Genomic DNA, 18,770 nt, shown 5'->3' with positions numbered 1-18,770 from the left:
TCCGATGAATCCGATGAATCTGAAAAGTATTTAAGCTTTAAGTTAATACGACTTGATCACCGAAGTGAGCGGTCATGTTTGAAATTTCTAAAATGTCTAACACCGCTTTACTATGCATCACGTAATGCAAAACTTTGCCGCGACGTCTGGCTTCATTTTTCATCAAAATTAGTACTTGTAAGCCAGCCGTATCCATCTCCGATACTTGCGATAAATTGAGTTCCAGTTCACGGTCTGGACCAACCTCTGAATCGAGAAAATTAATCAGCCTTTGCTTTTCAATGGCTGCCGTATAAATGGTTAATTCACCCTCAATCGACTGGCTAATCATGGCAAACCTCGTTTAAGGTAAGATCAGTTTAGAGACTGCCGCCAGCATTTGTGCTGGTTGAAAAGGTTTGACCACCCATGCTTTTGCGCCAGCTGCCTGACCTTGCAATTTTTTGTTTTCTTGTGATTCAGTGGTGAGCATAATCACCGGGGTGAATTTATAGGCGGCGAGTTTTTTCACTTCTGTCACGAAGCTAATACCGTCCATATTGGGCATATTAACGTCGGAGATAATCAGGTGAACTTTTTGACCTTTGAGTTTGGATAAGGCGTCGACACCGTCACATCCTTCAATCACGGTATAGCCAGCCCCTTTTAAAGCAAGGCCAACGACTTGGCGCACCGATGCTGAATCATCTACTACCATGATGGTCTTGGACATACGACATCCTTTCCTGACGTTTTATGCAAGTACTTCCAGAATCTGACTACTTTCCCTATTAGCAAGAGAAACACCAATCAGCGAGAAATTAAGCTTATTCAACTTCAGTCATCAAGCATCGAATTCACCGAACACCGGAATGGACTTTGATGAATCATCGATAAAACTCGATTACATTATTTCACACACTTATTTTTCTGCACACAAGTTAGTCCAAAAAAAATTTGCTAACGCGTAAAAACTGAACTATTCGACAATACTTATAACAGTATATTAACCAGATTGTGGCTTAATAAATAATTTTTCATGCATTTTTTCCAAAAATGCTAAAAAAGATACATAAATATTTCGTAAGAGAATGTAAAACCAAGTTGAACAAGTAAGCATCTGATTATTTACGGAATCTATTTCTTATAAACAACCAAAAAGAGTAGTTTTGACGCCGCTCAATACGCAAAAATGTTGAAAAGTAACGAGCAACAAAAAAAGCATGGCGTTGCGTACGCCATGCTTTTTATTTATTTCCCCAAGTAAAAATTACCTGGGAAAAGAAACTTCAGATTTACGCCGCCTGGCTTTGCACCAGTTGCAGATTATCGCCATCAATTTGAATCCGGCGTGGCTTGTAGGCTTCAGGTACTTCACGCACCAATTCTATCGTCAGCAAGCCATTGTTCATGCTAGCTGTAACGACTTTCACATGATCAGCTAAGCGGAAACGGTGTTCAAAATCGCGTGAAGCGATACCACGATGCAGATAATTTTTTTGTATTTCATCCTTGTGTCTGTGTCCCACAATTTTGAGCGTATCGCGCTCACTTTCAATCTCGATTTCACTGCGGTCAAAGCCAGCAACAGCCATGGTAATGCTGTATTTATCTTCGGCAATTAACTCGATATTGTAAGGTGGGTAACTAGGTGCTGCATCGTTGCGTTGGGCATCGTCAAACAATTGTGCCAGACGGTCAAAACCGATAGCGGAGCGGTATAAAGGGGCAAAGTCAAAATTACGCATGGTGATATCCTTTTAGAAAGAAGCGATATAAATTATTTTCAGCAGACCTCGATTGAGCATCTGCTGAGTCAAAGATAAGGTGATTTTTTTCGATTTCAAGACATTTTTTTTGCTTTTTTTAATGCAATCAAAGCTCTTGAAATTCTGGCATAACGTTACAATATGCACCCGTCGATAAAAATTTAAGGACCCAACCGTGGCCAAGCTTTACTTCAGATACTCTGCAATGAACGCAGGTAAATCTACTGCTCTATTGCAAGTTGCACATAACTATGAAGAGCAAGGGCAGAGTGTCCATTTATACACGGCAGCAATTGATCATCGGTATGGCGTAGGCAAGGTCACTTCGCGCTTAGGTCCACAACGCGAGGCAGCAGTTTTTGATAGCCAATTTAATTTTTTCAAAGAAGCGCCACAAGTCAATTGCGTGTTGGTGGATGAAGCGCAATTTCTGACGCCAGAACAGGTGAGGCAATTACATCAACTCGCACATGTGCGCGGCGTTCCTGTGATTTGTTATGGCATACGCAGTGATTTTTTGGGCGAACCTTTTCCAGGTTCTACGTACTTATTAGCTTTATCCGATACGATAGAAGAGTTAAAAAATATCTGTACTTGCGGAAAAAAAGCGACTATGAATATTCGCGTTGATACCAGCGGAAAACGTATGAAGTCCGGCGAACAAATTGATATCGGCGGCAATGAACGTTACCAGCATGTTTGTGGACGCTGTTTTTATTCAGCGTAATCTGCAATCACCAAATTCCAAAACCGGAACTGCAATTATCGCAATTCCGGTTTTTTTTAAGATTAAAGTACTTTCAAAAATTCGGTCAGGTCATTGACTTCTTGTGGCGTAAAACCAATATTAAAACGCCTGTCATAAAATCGGATCACACCAGGAATATCTGCCGCGGAGCCATTATGAAAATAAGGTGCACGTGCAGCCAAAGCCCGTAAAGCGGGAACTTTGAAACGGCCAATATCAGCCCACTGTCCCGTTGTCAACGCAAAACCAGGATCAGTCGTCTGAATCACTTCTCCGGTTATTGTATTTTTAAGCGTGTACAAGGGCATATCAGATGTACGCAAATTCGCTGCAGCTACCCCGGTATTAAACAGACGCGGCACAGATTGCGTACCCACTGCAGGTGTGCTGTGACAACTGGCGCAAGTACCGCGTTGTAATGAAGCGCGCAACTGACCATTGAAACCGGCTACGCCAGCAATGTTGATTGGCATAGTATTGAAAATTTGCTCACCGCGTGCGATGGATGCTCGCAGCACATTGACTGCGGTCGGCGCTACAGGAGGCTGACCTTGCGCACCCGGTGTAGGCGCATCTAAACCGATCCAGGTACTATACATGGTCATTACATTCTGATTGAAAGCCGCACCAGTCTGATAATCTCCTGCACTAATATCGTTGATACCAAAATAATAATTGGCAGCGACTAAAGCAACCACTCCACCTTTTGCACCCGCATCAGTCAGGCTACCGGCACGCGTGCTGGTAAGTTGCGCGGTGAACAAGGACTCTTCAAAATTAGCAATCGAGCGTTGCTGCGCCGCGGTCAATCCTTGCGGTGATTGGGCATGAGTAATCACGGCGGTGTTTGCCTGATTCAACAGATCAGAATCAGCCGTCGCAAAACATGATGCGGGGTTAGCGTCTTTAATGCATAAATTAGATTGCGGATTGGTGAACGTTTCGCGACCATCCCACATCACCGTACTTTCAAATTTTAAGTTCGTCGTTGGCAAAGGTCGACGGAACAAAGAAAGCTGAGATGCACTGGCAAAATTATAAGGATCATCGACAGCCGTCAACGTAAATTGAGCACCATTGGGAATTGGCAAACCAATGCGTATCACGCCTTTGGTCAGCAACATACTATACGCGAGGCGTTTTTGATCCAGCGTTGCGACGACATCATTCGGTGAGGTAGCGCCATCAACTAAATTAAAAATAGGATCGGTACCATTAGTATTGGCAAAACGCTGTTGCAAGACATCCGGACGAATACTCCATGCCTGATTTTCCTGATGACAGCTGGCACAGCTACGACCATTACCGAATGCTTGAAAAAATGCATTACTGAGATCAATGTTGCCAGAGGTGCTGCTAGTGAGCACGGTACCTTCACTATTCGCTTGTGGTACGGGAGCCGCCACGTTTGAGGTGGTACCGGCTGATGCGGACGTACTGGTTATGGCAGTCGTTGTATCTGTTGCCGCCTGAGTGCTATTGCTACCTCCGCCGCCACAGGCACTTAAACTCATTATAGGAAAGCTTAGCGTCAATAATTGTTTGCCAAACTTCCAACTCCGTTTTTTCTGGTCCATTCGTAGCCTCCATCTATGCGCGTGAAAATAACCGTACATGTTCATATGCAGTACGCAGCGCACATTGAGGCGCATGCTTGCCACAATGCATCAAAAATATGGAGATAAAATGGAGAAAAAACGAATTATTGAGAATTTTTTGACATACTTTTTACGGCCCAAATAACTTATTTTTAAAAAAATTTTAATTGCTATTTTTCTTCACAATTAAGATTTACTATGTACCATCATGCACAGCGTGGACGATAAAAAATCTTTTTAACTACTTAAATATATTCCTTTATGCAATTAAGCATTGCCAAAAAGCTCGCGATTGCAATCACTGCTATCGTGATTTTATGTATAGGAACAATGGCATGGGTTAGTAGCCAGAATTTAAAGCGCGGTTTTATTTCGTATCTGAGCGAACTGGAACAACAAGATTTGAACAAACTCAGCCAATTGTTGGCGGAAGATTATCGAAAAAACGGTAATTTTGATCGCTTCTATCATGACCGCAGAAACATGCGCGATGTACTTGACCAATTGCGCTCGCATCGCGAAAATGAAAATGACAATCCAAACCACCGCCAGCCACCACCGAGACCACGCGACGATAGCGAAGTATTGAATATTCCACCGCCAGAAGTCCCACCTGAACAACGTCCGCCGCCAGATCCAACCGGGTTCGCGCAAAGGCTGTCACTGATTGATGCACAAGGTAAGGTCATTATCGGTCCCAAAGATGTCGCCACGGCACCTGATGGAAGTTGGCAAAGCATAGTCTACGATAAACACATTATTGGTCGCTTACGGCTCGCTCCCTTACGCAATATTTCGAATGCAAATGGGCTCGATTTCGTCCGTATTCAAATCCGGCAAACAATCTGGTTAGCCACGGTTTTAATCGTATTCGCACTCATTTTTTCAATATATCTTGCGCGGCACTTATTACGACCATTGAAGTCACTGCATCAAGTCACTAAGCGTATCGCCAAAGGGCAATTTCAAGCGCGTGTAGAAATTGTCAGTCGCGATGAACTCGGTGATTTAGCCAAAGACATTAATAGCATGGCACGCTCTTTACAGCAAAATGAGACTCAACGGCGACAGATGCTGGCTGATATTTCACATGAATTGCGAACACCATTGACCGTTATTCTTGGTGAAATAGAAGCATTGATCGATGGTGTTCGTGTCTCATCTCCGCAAGCCATGGAATCACTACGTTCTGAGGTCCTTCATCTCAATAAATTGGTCGATGACGTACGCCAATTGACACTCGCCGATGCCGGTGATTTGCGCTACGAGTTTGCCAGAATTGATATCGTTAATTTAGTCAACTCGGCAATACAACGCTACACCCTACGTTTAGAGAAAGCACAGATCAGCGTGCAAAAAATACTGCCGCATGAACCATTATTTGTTCACGCAGATGTGGTTCGCCTGACGCAAGTCATCAGCAATTTGCTGGAAAATAGCATACGCTACACAAATAGCCCCGGCCAACTACGATGCAGCGTGACAAGCAGCCATCACCTGGTTGAAATTGGTATCGAAGATAGTGCGCCAGGCGTTCCACCACATACCCATGCCTTGCTATTTGACCGCTTATACCGTGTCGATCAGGCACGCAGTCGCGCCCATGGTGGTAGTGGTCTTGGCTTATCTATATGCCGCGCTTTAGTGGCTGCGCATCATGGTGAAATTGACGCCATGCCCTCTGACATAGGTGGTTTAAAAATTGTAATCCGCCTGCCTTTGATTAAGTAGAAAGATAATAATGGGAAATCCAGTTCAACGTATTTTAATCATTGAAGACGATTTAAAAATTGCTGCGCTGTTACAGGATTATTTTATTGCCAGCGGTTATCTGGTCGAACAGATACACGATGGCAGGTCAGGACTCGAATCTGTTCGAAGAAGCACGCCTGACCTGCTATTGCTTGATCTCATGTTACCCGAATTGGATGGCATTTCGGTTTGCCAGGAAATCCGAAAATTTAGCCAGCTTCCCATCATTATGTTGACCGCCAGAGTCGAGGAAGTCGATCGTTTATTGGGATTAGAGGTCGGTGCGGATGACTATGTCTGCAAGCCTTTCAGCCCGCGCGAAGTAGTGGCACGAGCAAAAATACATCTACGCCATAGCACTCTCAAATCAGCGCCAGAAAATCGCTTTTATATAGAAAAAGCAGAGCAAAGAATCTTAGTCGACGGCAGCGCATTAGCTCTGACTCCAGTTGAATTCCGCCTGCTGTCAGAACTGGTCAGCCACCCAAGTCGGGTTTTTTCACGCCAGCATTTGCTTGATATTGCCCATGAAGACCAACGCGATATCAATGACAGAACCATCGATTCTCACATTAAAAATATCCGTAAAAAAATTCAAAGCAAACTGCCAGAACCAGATTGCCTTAATTCTGTATATGGGGTTGGTTACCGCTTTGAGATGCCTGCGTCTTGAATTCCAGATTATTTTAATGCCCTACTTTTCGATAACCATCATCAAGCGTTTTCAGAAATGCTAACAAGTCTTGCATTTCGGCTTCCGTCATAACTGGACCGTCGGTTTTTTTGCGATTAAATGGTGCTGTGATATGGTCGACATTTTCACGGTACTTTTTTGGAAGATCATTGTAGAGTTCGGTTTTACCGTGCGACTTAGGAAACCATTTTTCAGGTTTGCTATCGCGCTCGGCATAAAAATGAATCACATCATCGAGACTTTTAAAAACACCATTATGCAAAAAAACCTGACGTGTTGCGACGTTACGTAAAGTTGGTGTTTTAAACATGCCGCAATAGTTAGTTTCTTTAATGAGATCTTTGCGCGCAGGTCCACAAATACCAAGATCAAAATAGGCAGGATTTTTATTGGCAGGAATCTCGGCATTGCGTGGAGCGCCGATTGCTTCAAATTCAAAATCAGTAAATTGTGCCGGACGACCACCGGGCCCGATCTGATTGGTGTGGCATTTGGCGCAATTACCTTTGCGTACATCATTAAAGACAATGAAGCCTCGCATTTCAGCGTCACTTAACTGCGTCTCACCGGATACTGCCGCATCATATTTACTTGTGTAAGGATGAAAGCTATAGTCCTCCATTTGAAACGCTTCCAGGGCTGCCCCTGCGCGCTCTAAGGCTTGCTCTGGACGTTGCAACATATCCGCGCCAAACAACTTAATAAAAGCAGCCGCAGAAGGACTTTGGCGCAATCGTTCTGTGAAACCCCCTGCAGTTAAGTTCGCCATCTCATTTGCGGCCAGAATAGGAATCGCCGCTTGTAACGATAATGAATCAACCGCACCGTCATGCGTAAAGCCACCGGTTGGCCCTTCATCCTCTACACCTTCACTTGAAGGGCGATAAAAATGCCGAGTAAATTTTGGCGTAAATGCCAGATAGCGGAGAGAAGGAACAGCACGAGTACCCGGCTGTTGCATGTCAGAACCGCCTAATTGCACCGCCAGATTATTGGATGGAGCGTAAGCATGATCAGGTTCGTGACAGGTCGCACACGACATCTTGCCGGAAGCAGAAAGGGTAGCGTCGAAGAATAATTGTTTACCCAAACTCGCTTCAGGACTTAGCGGCGTGTTGGGATCAGGATATTGGACCCAGATTCTTTTCTTCTGTTGCGTAGCGACCTGACTTGCGGAGACTGCTGATGTTGATGCTGACGCAGTTTGTGCGCGGGTCGTAGCTACTGACGCTGAGTTTGTTGCCACTTGCTGTGATTCGGTTTGCTTCTGGCAAGCAGCCAGCGCCAACAGAAAAATTGAACAAAAAATCTTACTTCGTATAGACATGCAAACTTACCTTCGTAATCAAAAATACTTAGAGTGCTCAACTTGCTTAAACTTACTTAATGAAACCATTATTGTGAAATCAGTGTATCTCTGATATTTCGCGCTTAACAGCCTCAATAAAAAGCAAAAAACGGAGTCAATGCCAGGCATTCACTCCGCTGCTACTCAATGCTACAACTTAAAACTTGAACATCGTTGTCAGGTCACCCAATGCTGCCGAGTTTGCCGGGCGATACAGATCTGCAGCCGTATTGACTGGATTTGGACGATTGTCACGGCTGCGTGCTGACAAAGGTTGGAGTTTCCAGTTGCGTTCAATAAACTTCAAAATTGAAGAATGATCGTGGTAAGTATGATCGATATAGTTCGTACGTGCATACGGAGAAACGATCAGGAACGGAATACGCGGGCCATCGCCAAAGAAATCAATGTTCTGGATAGGACCAGTATCGAAGTGACCACCACCTTCATCGGTCGTGATGATAATCGCAGTGTGTGCATACAAAGCTTTATTGGCCTGTACTTGGGCGATCAGATTTTGCAGGAAGTACTCATATTTAGCAGCGACCGAATAGCCTGGGTGTCCACTGTCCAGATTTTTAGGTACAACGAAGGAGACTTTAGGCAAGTTATTACTGTTCAGATCGGAGAAGAAAGTTGTCAACCCTGCCAAACCTGCCTTCAACTTAGGATTTGTCATCACGTTTGAGGACGCAACCAATGGATCGCCAATCGCATTATATTGAACAACTTGCGCATACGGTGCGGGAACGCCAAAAGCTAATGCATCTTGTGTTACGTCGGCCAGGTCACGTGCACCGGTGTACCACTTCCAAGTTACATTTTTACTTGCAAGCGCTTCGGCAATTGTCGGTACTGTCTGTGGCGGGTAGTTGTAATTGTTTGGACCAATAGGCTGAGGATTACCGTTCATGTCATAGCCCGGACCATAGTTATTGACCAGATAGTATTTACCAGCATCGCAATTACTCTTTACACCTTTGACAGCAAGTGCCGCCAAAATTGGTGCAACGCCAGGCTGGGTAGCATCTGAGCAATTCACGTAAGAGCCGCCACTATAGCCGTCTCTGGTATAGAAGTTAGACGTGCCAGACAGCGGATTAGGATTCTCAATTTGCGTAGCTGGCGGCACGGCAACTGCACCGGCAACATTAAAGTATGGTACGTCAGCAGTCGCAATTGCAAAGAAGTTAGCACCAGTTCCACCAAGAATCGATTGGTGATAGTTGTCACTCATTGCATAGTTCTGTGCAAGGAATTTGAAATAAGGTGCATCACCTGTATTCATATTGAAGAAGCCCATCAGCTCACCACCTTGCGATGGGTTCGCTGGCGTGATGCCAGTCGTATCGCCGCCCTGTCCAACTGAATTAGAAATCCATGTAAACATATCCAATTTAGAATTGTCACCGCCAGTTTGCTGCCACATCTGGAAGAAACGGTGCACTGGATCACCCGTCGTCGTTCCGATAGGATTGGCCATAGTCACACCGTAAGGAACGTATTTGGTGATTTGAAATGGTCCATTCGGCAAATTAGCCGGGAATTTTGGATCAGGTGTACCACCCTGTGTCACTAAACCAGTTTTAGTCGGAACCAATTCACCAATTTGCAAAGGCTGCGGCAAGTTTGTGTACGCTGTCGTACGGGTCGGCGTGATGCTATAGGTGCTGAGATTCGCTGCCTGATTTTGCGTCGCCAAAGCAAAATTAGGACCTGGCGTGCCATCAGCATTGATGATGCCTTGGGACAGCAAGTTTTTCACTGTCTGGCCTTGCGGTGCAGAGTAAGCGCCGAAAACACCGTCAAATGTCTGGTTTTCACCGATGACGACGATCACGTTGGTAATTGGGGTTGTCGTCGCACCGTTTGCCAATGCAACCACTGAACTCACTGCAGTTGCCGGAACGCTTGTAGAAATAGTACCTGTCGCAGGAACATTCAATACCGTATTGTTCGCATCAGTACCTACGCTGATTTGACCAGTATGGACGTTGAAACTAGTCACGTTAAACAAATTGTCCAGGGGATCAGCACTACCCGCTTTGTAAGCAGTAGAACCGATAGGATCTGTTGTCTCGGAAGCAGGAATATTTAATGCGGTATAAACCGGTTGCAACAAGGTACTCAACGCTTGTTCAGCGGCAGTAATCTGCGTTGCAGAAATTGTCGCGACCGCGGAACCGGCAACATTGCTGCTCGTTGGAACGCTACCCAAAACACGTTGGGAAATCAACGAAGTTAAAGGATTCAAATTAGCCTGTACAGTCACGGTCTGACCGGCTGCGACTGTCGGGCTAATCGCTGCAGATAATACGACAGGTGTGCCGTCTACGTCGTTATATGGCGTAGTTAACAAATACGGTGCGGTGCCTGACAAATTGAGCGTGTAGCGACCACTTGCATCAGTTGTAGTAGACGTTGTGATTGCTCCGGTTGCATCGGTTGCACTAACCACGACGCCGACTAATGGTGTCCCAGCAGAAGCAACACCATTAACACTAACTATTGTCGGTGAGGCTGCAGCGGGCGTAGAACTTTTGCTGCAACCCGTGGCAATCGCCAGGATAGAGCAAGCTAGTGCAATCGAACGAAGTCTCATGATCGTACATCTCCAGAAATGAAAATTGGTTATATAAAAAACATGATGTTAATGACCATGTTTTGTGATAAGGATGCCGCAGTCTCGCAGCACTTTATGACTGGGGCATGAAAAGTTTAAAAAATGTTACAGATTAGAAAGCCTGCTCTAATAGAATGTCGTATTTATACGAATCATGCAATGAAGGCTTTTTCTACGCATATGCAAACCATAAAAATTAAGTCGAATCTGAAGATAAAGCAGGCTTGGGCTTACAATGGTGTGGCGGTGGCTCCCTGAACCGAGGTCGCCTCTGATAAACACTCCCTTTTCATCGTTATCAATGCCAACTACCGTCCAACCGTTTCACGCTAAAAACCGCCACCAGGGGCAGTACGACTTTGCCCGGCTAACACAAGCCAGCCCTGCGTTGCAGGGTTTCATCACAAGCAACCAGCATGGTGGTACCAGTATTGATTTTTCAGATCCGTTGGCGGTAAAAACCCTGAATGCAGCGATCTTAAAAAGTGACTACAGCATCATCGGCTGGGACATTCCTGAAGGTCAATTGTGCCCACCGATACCCGGACGTGCTGACTATATCCATTACCTCGCTGACCTTCTCTCACACAGCAATAACGGAAAATATCCCAAAAAGAAACGTCTGGATGTGCTGGATGTAGGTACCGGCGCCAGCGGCATTTACCCCTTACTTGGGGTAGCGGAATACGCCTGGCACTTCGTCGCTGCAGACATCAATCAAGACTCACTCAACAATGTGCGGCAGATACTGAGCACCAATCAAGCATTGAGTGAGCGGATTACATTACGTTTGCAAAGCGATCCCAATGCGATTTTTAAACACATTGTCAGCAAAGATGACTGGTTTGATCTGACTATGTGTAATCCGCCTTTTCATATCTCATTGGCAGAAGCGCAGGCTGGCACACAAAGAAAATGGCGTAATTTGGGAAAGGTATCAACCTCCGATGAGGCAGCACCCTTGCTTAATTTCGGCGGTCAGGGAGCTGAACTCTGGTGCCCGGGTGGTGAACTGGCATTTATTGAACGCATGATCAAAGAAAGTGCAGATATTCAGGGCCAATGCTTTTGGTTCACTTGCCTGGTGTCAAAATCGGCCAACTTAGCACCACTGAAAACGGCGCTCAAGCGCGCCCAGGTGTATGAACTACGTGAAGTCAATATGGCACAGGGAAATAAACAAAGCCGGTTTCTGGCCTGGACATTCTTGAACCCCGTGCAACAAGCAGGATGGAAAAAAATGCGCTGGTAAGCTGGTCTAAAGACCTTGGTTTCTTGTGCGATTGAAAAGATTTAGCTCAGTGTCACTACCCTGACATAGTTTTCAGGCACATTCTCCATGCGAGAAATACACGCTGATTTTGGAAAAATTCGCCCGAATATGTTTGATTCTCATCAAGAATGCATAAAAAATTTTAGTCTTAAAAATATATTTGAGGACAAATTCAGACTGATATATAAAATTCATACCGGAACTAAAATTAGAGAAAACAGTCTAACTCTGATTATTTTTCAGCCTTTATCGCCTAGCTGTACGCAACATCAAGAATATTAAAATATTTGCAATTTTAAAAGGCGATATTTTCAGCATTTTCAGACGGCGATCAGCTTGATTTTCGCTTTTAAATTATTCACAGGACATCCCTCGCCTGGCTTACAATCTGGGTCGCCCTCATTCTGAATGCGGGCTTCGCCCATAAAATAAGCTTTGGAATTGGGTGTGACCTTTAGGCTCAATGTGTCAAGGATAGCAATGAAACGAGTAGATGATTTCCGCCTGAAGTTAGGCAAAGATGAACTGGTTCCTATCATGATTGGTGGGATGGGCGTTGATATTTCCACGGCAGAATTGGCATTGGTCGCTGCCCGCCTCGGTGGTATCGGTCACATTTCTGATGCGATGGTGCATGATGTCTCGGATCGCCGCTTTGACACCAGCTACATCAAAGAAAAAACCAAATTCTATAAATACAATATTAACAATACCGACAAGACTGATATCAAATTCAATCTTGAGCATTTGGCAGAAGCCACGCGTATGCATGTCGGCAAGACCATGGAAGCCAAACAAGGCTCAGGCATGATCTTTGTTAACTGCATGGAAAAGCTGACCATGAATGGTCCGCGCGAAACCTTAAAGGTACGTCTCGAAGCCGCACTCGACGCTGGCATTGATGGCATTACCTTAAGCGCAGGCTTGCATTTGAGCTCGTTTGGCCTAATGGCAGAGCATCCACGTTTCCGGGTAGCCAAACTGGGCATCATCGTATCTTCGGTGCGCGCTTTGCAATTGTTCTTGCGTAAAAATGCCAAGCTTAATCGCTTGCCTGACTATGTGATCGTTGAAGGCCCCTTGGCGGGTGGTCACTTAGGTTTTGGTGATGATTGGGCAACGCACGATCTGCAAACCATCATTACTGAGATTGTGGCCTACTTAAAGGGTGAAAATCTGGATATTCCATTGATTGCCGCCGGTGGTATTTTCACTGGCAGTGATGCAGTGTCTTTCCTCGAAAACGGCGCGTCCGGCGTTCAGGTAGCGACGCGCTTTACCGTGACAAATGAATGCGGTTTGCCAGCGGATGTGAAGCAAGAGTACTTTAAAGCCAGCGAAGGAGATATTGAAGTCAATCATATCTCGCCAACTGGTTACCCTATGCGCATGCTGAAAAACACACCAGCGATTGGCGATGGCATCCGCCCGGGTTGTGAATCCTATGGCTACCTGCTCGACGGCAATGGCAACTGCGCTTATATCACCTCATATAACCGCGAAGTAGCTGCGCATCCAGACGCTAAAAAAGTCGTCGTCATGGACAAAACTTGCCTGTGCACTCACATGCGCAACTTCAATTGCTGGACTTGCGGGCAAACCACGTATCGCCTGAAAGATACAACACGCAAATTACCAGACGGTAGTTACCAGTTATTGAGTGCCGAGCACGTATTCCGTGATTATCAATTCAGTACAGATAATCAAGTCGCTTTACCGGAATAAATTTATATCCGATTAAAAACGGCGCTCAGATCGATCTGAGCGCCGTTTTTATTTTCAGCATCTTCATGCCATAGAACTCCGCCTTAGTCAGTGTACCAATAACCCTGATTTACCCATTCCTGTAACGCCTTAACAAATACAGGATTACTCAAACCATCGGCAAGCATGTCTGCATCGATCTCATCGTTATTGCACAACGCAATCACCGCATCCTGTGTTTGCGCGCCGAACACGTAACGTTGCCCATCAATGTAGCAAACACCCTGACCTATGCTGTGATCGATATAAAAACAGCGCAAACCACCAGTGCGTCGCAAACCTTCATTATGCAAAATATCGATAAGCTCATCTTCCGATATCTCGTCGTCCAAAGCCTGCAAATCCAACTCGCATTTCGTTTTGGATAAAAAACTACCGATAAAATCCGTCATCACGGTTTCATCATTCAAAATCGCCTGCATCTGCGCCTTAATCATAGCCAGATCGCTGTTATTAATATGCCCTTGTTCTGTATGCAACGGGCGCTCAGGATCAGTGATCAAAGCAGAGCCTAAATCCTGGTCGATCAGATGATCAGCCAGACCGCTCAACATATCGCGCGCCGATTTACTACGAAAACCCACAGAAAAGCTCATGGAATTCTCCAGACATACCCCTTCATGTGGAAATCCAGGCGGTATGTACAAAATATCACCTGCCGTCAATTCAGCATCAATGATGGCTTCAAATGCTTCAGTATGTAAAAGTACGGGATGCGCTGCAAACTGACGATGATTGCCACGATCACCAACCCGCCAATGGCGCCGTCCAGAACCCTGACAGATAAATACGTCGTATAAGTCAATGTGAGGGCCAACGCCGCCGCCAGCCGCCGCATAGCTGATCATCACATCATCCAGACGCCATTTCGGAATAAACGAAAAAGCCTGCACCAGATCAGCTACATCCGGCGACCAATGATCAACGGCTTGAACGACCAGCGTCCAGTCTTTTTTCCCAAACCGGCCATAGCTTTCAAACGGCCCTGATTCGGCTTGCCACTCACCGTCTTTTTTGTAAATCACACGCGATTCGATCTGTGGCTCACACGCCAAACCCGCCAACTCGTCGGGGCGTATCAGATCATAAAAACCCGGAAAGCCCTGGCGTATCAACACTGGTTTTTTCTGCCAATAATTGGCCAGAAATTCTTGTATGGAAAATTCACTGAGCTGGAGTGTCAACATGGCGCGCCACAAAAATGTATAAACCCCTCTTGTAGCATGATGTTCCGCCTGAACGTTTCGCCCAGATCAAACTTTGTCTAAAAAAACGGCACAAGGCCATTGATCTATACAAGTTACCAACGGGAAAAATGATCTTCCGTCACGCCAACCAAGTTATTGATCGCCCTTGGTTCGGCAGCTGGATGTGCTTTGACCCATCCGCTAAACGTACCGATTGGCTGTACGTAACGGCTGGCGGCGATCAGCAGATTTTTATCTTCGCGTCGACAACCTTCAGGCTGAAAAATGACGTCCAACAAACCATCATCGGTGGTGATATGCCAACTTGCCAACGGATTGGCAGGGTCAAAGTCAAACCGTGCCGCGCTCAATGAAATCAGTTTTCCATCTAACCACAAGGCATTTTCATTGTTACCAAAATATCCAGACTGTAAGTTGAAGCCTACGTCCAGGCCATGCGCCGATGCCCAGCGCCAATCTGTTTCTCGGGCCAGAAAGCCATTGCTGTGATCAGTACTGGCGACGCCATCGTCAAGCGAATAGCGACGGCCTGCAGCCTGCACCTCGCCTGTCATTGGCATTCCTGCAGATTTAACTGTGGCGTGCACAGTGCCGCCAACCACTGTACCAATCGCAGTCAGCGCAGGTGCTGCCTGCTGTTCGTGCAACTGTGCATGAATAGAAAAGTCCCCGCAGACCAAGGTCAATCGGGCCGAGCCGGTCGCGCTCCCCCCCGTAAAATCGATACGGTTTCTTAAAAAATGAAAATGACTGGTGGCACCCAGCGCCGGCCGGGAATTGATGCTGGCAGTCAGCCCCGGCAAACCATCTTGTGAAAAGCTGGCAATCAGTTTTTTCTCTTTTCTGTCAAAAGCATAGGCAAAGGCCGTATTCGTCCAACCGACATCCACAATCGCGATGCCACAAAAAATGTCTGCCGTCGCCAGTGCCAGATATTGCCAATGCTTGTGATGCACAGCGCGCCACAAGGCACTGCGCTGGTAAGGCGCTGCTAAACCCGACCAATCGATATCCGCTATCGCACCAGAAAATTTTCCAAAACCTACCTCGCCTTGCGTATTGAGAACGGTTTGCGGAACAGGTGCGAGAAAAAATTCGGACATAAGATATCTTTGAATAAATATGGGTTATTGAATGTGCATGATTATGCTGGAGCAGTACCACCCTATGTATTGCTAAATCGCGCCAAAGACCACGCCAGGATAATGACAAGCAGGCAATGTTAGTGCCTTGATAGCGCCAGAACCTCACTCAACCTATACAATGGCGGGAAATTTATTAAATGAGTACCACCTTGACCTTACTTGCACGCCCGCTGGCCTTCGTCGACCTGGAAACCACAGGCACCATCGCAACCCGAGACCGTATTACTGAAATCGCTATCCTTACTTTTGATGGCGAGAAGGTAGAACGCTGGAGCCAGTTGCTGAATCCAGAAACGCCAATACCGCCGTTTGTCGAACAATTGACTGGCATCAGCGATGCGATGGTGGCGGATCAGCCGAAGTTCGCCGATGTAATAGACGAAATTCTACGGCGTCTGAACGGACATATTTTTGTCGCACACAATGCCCGTTTTGATTACGGTTTTCTGAAAAATGAATGCAAGCGACTGGAGAAGTCATATCGCTCCACAGTGCTATGTACTTTGAAGCTGTCGCGTAAATTATTTCCTCAATTTGCCAAGCACAATCTCGATAGCATCATGGAACGCCATCATATCGTTGCTGAAGGCGAACGTCACCGCGCCATGTGCGATACCGATGCGATTTATCAATTCTGGTGTGCCTTGGTATCGAGCCTACCTGAAGGTGAGTTGGAGTCCGCCGTCAAAGAATTGACCACGCGGTCAAGTCTGCCACCGCATCTGGATGCTGACATCGTTGACCAGTTGCCTAAGGGTTATGGCGTCTACCTGTTTTATGCGGAGAACCGCCTTCCGCTATACATAGGCAAAAGCAACACCCTGCGCCAACGCGTGTTATCGCATTTTTCTTCTGATCATGCGATTGCAAAAGAGATGAATATTTCCTTGCAAGTGCGTGATATTGAATGGATAGAGTGTGAAGGCGAAGTAGACGCTTTGATTACCGAAGCGCGTTTGATCAAAGAAAAGCAACCGACACTCAATCGTCAGTTACGCCGGAATTCAGAATTCTGTTCGTGGCGCCTGGTCGATATGGGTTCCGGTTTATTACAACCGCAACTCGCGTATGGACGTGATCTGGATCTGGGACGACAGGAACAGTTGTACGGTCTATTCAAAAGCGGTGCGAGTGCACGCGAATTTTTGATGCAAGCTGTAAAACAGTTTCAGCTCTGTGCCGCCACGTTGGGGCTAGAAAAAGGCGGCGCCGGAAAACCTTGTTTTGCGCGTCAGTTAAAACAATGTAAAGGTGCTTGCGTCGGTCAGGAATCTCCGCTGCAACATAATCTGCGCCTGGTTGAAGCCTTAAGTGAAATGAAATTAAAAGCTTGGCCATTTAACGGCCCAGCCATGTTTAAAGAGGGCAACATCCACCACGTGATCGAAGCCTGGTGCTATCTCGGACGGGCTAAAGATGAAGCCGAAATTCAAACCTTACTGGCATCAGGAAAACCACGGTTTGATCGCGATACTTACCGGATACTGGTCAAATATCTGAACCGTATGACGCCGGTAAATATCGCTTAATATCGCGGGAAGTAAGTTAACGTAATGCTGCCGCAGTAGAATTCATATTGCCGTCTGAAGGCAAAGCAGGAACATCAATCAATTTCATCAAAAGCGGATAAACATCGACATTGTCAAATGCGGGCAAGATCATATTTTGCTTAAATGCCGGGCCAGAAGCGATGAACAAGGCGCCCATTTCTTTGCTCATATTGTCGTAGCCATGGGCACCGCCATTGGCATGAATTCGTGGATCTTCAGCCGCAAATATTAACCAACCTACATCCGCTAAACAGATTATTGCCGGAACACGCGGGTTTTTCCCATACTGCAAGCGTGCCGGAATATCTGCCTTATTCCAACATTCCATGTGTTCATGTTTTTTGACCAACGCCTGTGAAACTGTTGCTTGTTGTCCAGGGAGCGGATCAATGCCAGCATAAGTGCCCGCCGTCACCAATTTGAAGCTATTGCTTGCTACTGATTTGTCGAGATAAATCACACGCTTCTCGTTCGTTGTTGCCATTCCGTGGTCAGAAACAATCACGATATTGGCATCAATGTGGCGCGCATCAAGCCCAGTCATCAAACGAGTCATAGCACGATCAACCTTGGCTACTGCGTCTGTCACTTGCTGCGTATCAGGTCCAAACTCATGCCCTGCATGATCCACGTCATCGAAATACAAAGTAAAGAATCCCGCTCTTTGCGCAGCCGGTTTATCCATCCAGCCTAACAACACATCGACACGACTGTCGGGCGGAAGTTTGCCATCAAATACCTGCCACTGCGTTGGACGCACTCCGTGGATGTCAGCTTCCGATCCCGGCCAGAACATGGTGGCTGCATGCACCCCATGTTTCTCTGCTGTCACCCAGATTGGTTCGGCCTGATCCCACCAGCGACGATCAACCACTGCTGCATGATTACTAAGCGTGAAATGTTGATCTGGTATCTGTACGTCATCCATACTATTACCAACAATACCGTGATGATCAGGACGCAAGCCTGTTACCAATGTGTAGTGATTTGGAAATGTAATCGAAGGAAATGAAGGATGCATTGCTTCGGCTAATACCCCTTTATTCGCCAGACCATTGAGAGTTGGCGTCACACCTCGTTGCAAATATTCTGGTTTAAAGCCATCTATAGAGACCAGAATCACTGCCGGACGCGTAACTTGCGCGGCGGGTTCTTTTTGTGACGGGTCAGCCGTAACAGCAGTAACAGCCACATCTGCAGGTGCAGCAGATTTCAATGGCTGATTGCAGGCCGATAGTAAGCAAACGAAAGAAGCGCAAGCCAGATACTTGATATTCTTTAGAGTAAAAAAAGTAGTCACATCACACCTTATGTAAAGA

15 protein-coding genes are annotated in these 18,770 nt (G+C 46.1%); 6 read left to right on the top strand and 9 right to left on the bottom strand.

The annotated features are described in order from the left end of the window. Positions 1-37 precede the first annotated feature (37 nt). From H8K32_RS15670 to H8K32_RS15660, 3 genes are all read right to left on the bottom strand, one after another. The gene (locus tag H8K32_RS15670; protein ID WP_186913488.1) at positions 38-331 is read right to left on the bottom strand and encodes an STAS domain-containing protein; all 294 of its coding nucleotides are present in this window, start codon (positions 329-331) and stop codon (positions 38-40) included. Between the two features lie 12 nt (positions 332-343). Beyond that, positions 344-712 (bottom strand): response regulator, encoded by a 369-nt coding sequence (locus H8K32_RS15665; RefSeq protein ID WP_186913487.1) that lies wholly within the window; start codon positions 710-712, stop codon positions 344-346. A gap of 562 nt (positions 713-1,274) precedes the next feature. After that, positions 1,275-1,727 (bottom strand): Hsp20 family protein, encoded by a 453-nt coding sequence (locus H8K32_RS15660; RefSeq protein ID WP_186913486.1) that lies wholly within the window; start codon positions 1,725-1,727, stop codon positions 1,275-1,277. Positions 1,728-1,923: 196 nt separating this feature from the next. Here H8K32_RS15660 and H8K32_RS15655 point away from each other — a divergent pair, with 196 nt between their 5' ends. Then, positions 1,924-2,475 (top strand): thymidine kinase, encoded by a 552-nt coding sequence (locus H8K32_RS15655; RefSeq protein WP_186913485.1) that lies wholly within the window; start codon positions 1,924-1,926, stop codon positions 2,473-2,475. A 62-nt stretch (positions 2,476-2,537) separates the two neighbouring features. Here the strand turns inward: H8K32_RS15655 and H8K32_RS15650 are convergent, their stop codons facing one another. Next, positions 2,538-4,073: a cytochrome C gene (locus tag H8K32_RS15650; RefSeq protein ID WP_186913484.1), complete on the bottom strand. Its 1,536-nt coding sequence runs from the start codon at positions 4,071-4,073 to the stop codon at positions 2,538-2,540. A 282-nt stretch (positions 4,074-4,355) separates the two neighbouring features. Here H8K32_RS15650 and H8K32_RS15645 point away from each other — a divergent pair, with 282 nt between their 5' ends. Both H8K32_RS15645 and H8K32_RS15640 read left to right on the top strand, forming a co-directional pair. Beyond that, entirely contained in the window at positions 4,356-5,825 is a 1,470-nt protein-coding gene (locus H8K32_RS15645; RefSeq protein ID WP_186913483.1) for an ATP-binding protein, read from the top strand. 10 nt (positions 5,826-5,835) lie between these two features. Further along, positions 5,836-6,519 carry a response regulator gene (locus H8K32_RS15640; RefSeq protein ID WP_186913482.1) on the top strand — a complete coding sequence of 228 codons (684 nt, stop codon included), beginning with the start codon at positions 5,836-5,838 and terminating at the stop codon, positions 6,517-6,519. Between the two features lie 13 nt (positions 6,520-6,532). Here the strand turns inward: H8K32_RS15640 and H8K32_RS15635 are convergent, their stop codons facing one another. Continuing rightward, the gene (locus H8K32_RS15635; RefSeq protein WP_186913481.1) at positions 6,533-7,867 is read right to left on the bottom strand and encodes a cytochrome-c peroxidase; all 1,335 of its coding nucleotides are present in this window, start codon (positions 7,865-7,867) and stop codon (positions 6,533-6,535) included. A gap of 178 nt (positions 7,868-8,045) precedes the next feature. Further along, a complete protein-coding gene (locus H8K32_RS15630) occupies positions 8,046-10,490 on the bottom strand; it encodes an alkaline phosphatase family protein (RefSeq protein ID WP_186913480.1) in 2,445 nt (814 codons plus the stop codon). Positions 10,491-10,812: 322 nt separating this feature from the next. Here H8K32_RS15630 and rlmF point away from each other — a divergent pair, with 322 nt between their 5' ends. Together rlmF and H8K32_RS15620 are read left to right on the top strand one after the other, a co-directional pair. Then, positions 10,813-11,763, top strand: coding sequence for a 23S rRNA (adenine(1618)-N(6))-methyltransferase RlmF (rlmF, locus tag H8K32_RS15625; RefSeq protein WP_186913479.1), 951 nt, complete (start codon positions 10,813-10,815; stop codon positions 11,761-11,763). 501 nt (positions 11,764-12,264) lie between these two features. Beyond that, positions 12,265-13,509 carry a nitronate monooxygenase gene (locus H8K32_RS15620; RefSeq protein ID WP_186913478.1) on the top strand — a complete coding sequence of 415 codons (1,245 nt, stop codon included), beginning with the start codon at positions 12,265-12,267 and terminating at the stop codon, positions 13,507-13,509. Positions 13,510-13,592: 83 nt separating this feature from the next. Here H8K32_RS15620 and H8K32_RS15615 read toward each other — a convergent pair whose 3' ends face one another. Further along, on the bottom strand, positions 13,593-14,735 hold the full coding sequence (locus H8K32_RS15615) for a ribosomal protein uL16 3-hydroxylase (protein ID WP_186913477.1): 1,143 nt from the start codon (positions 14,733-14,735) through the stop codon (positions 13,593-13,595). A 113-nt stretch (positions 14,736-14,848) separates the two neighbouring features. Further along, entirely contained in the window at positions 14,849-15,859 is a 1,011-nt protein-coding gene (locus H8K32_RS15610; protein ID WP_186913476.1) for a DUF2804 domain-containing protein, read from the bottom strand. Positions 15,860-16,038: 179 nt separating this feature from the next. Between H8K32_RS15610 and H8K32_RS15605 the strand changes: the two genes are divergently transcribed. After that, positions 16,039-17,430: a 3'-5' exonuclease family protein gene (locus tag H8K32_RS15605; RefSeq protein WP_186913475.1), complete on the top strand. Its 1,392-nt coding sequence runs from the start codon at positions 16,039-16,041 to the stop codon at positions 17,428-17,430. A gap of 16 nt (positions 17,431-17,446) precedes the next feature. Here H8K32_RS15605 and H8K32_RS15600 read toward each other — a convergent pair whose 3' ends face one another. Further along, positions 17,447-18,751 (bottom strand): alkaline phosphatase family protein, encoded by a 1,305-nt coding sequence (locus H8K32_RS15600; protein ID WP_343068036.1) that lies wholly within the window; start codon positions 18,749-18,751, stop codon positions 17,447-17,449. Between the last annotated feature and the right edge of the window lie 19 nt (positions 18,752-18,770).

This window comes from Cognatundibacterium jejuense (assembly GCF_014284255.1).
GTDB classification, from domain to species: domain Bacteria; phylum Pseudomonadota; class Gammaproteobacteria; order Burkholderiales; family Burkholderiaceae_D; genus Undibacterium; species Undibacterium jejuense.
This window is presented reverse-complemented; position numbering and strand designations above follow the sequence as displayed.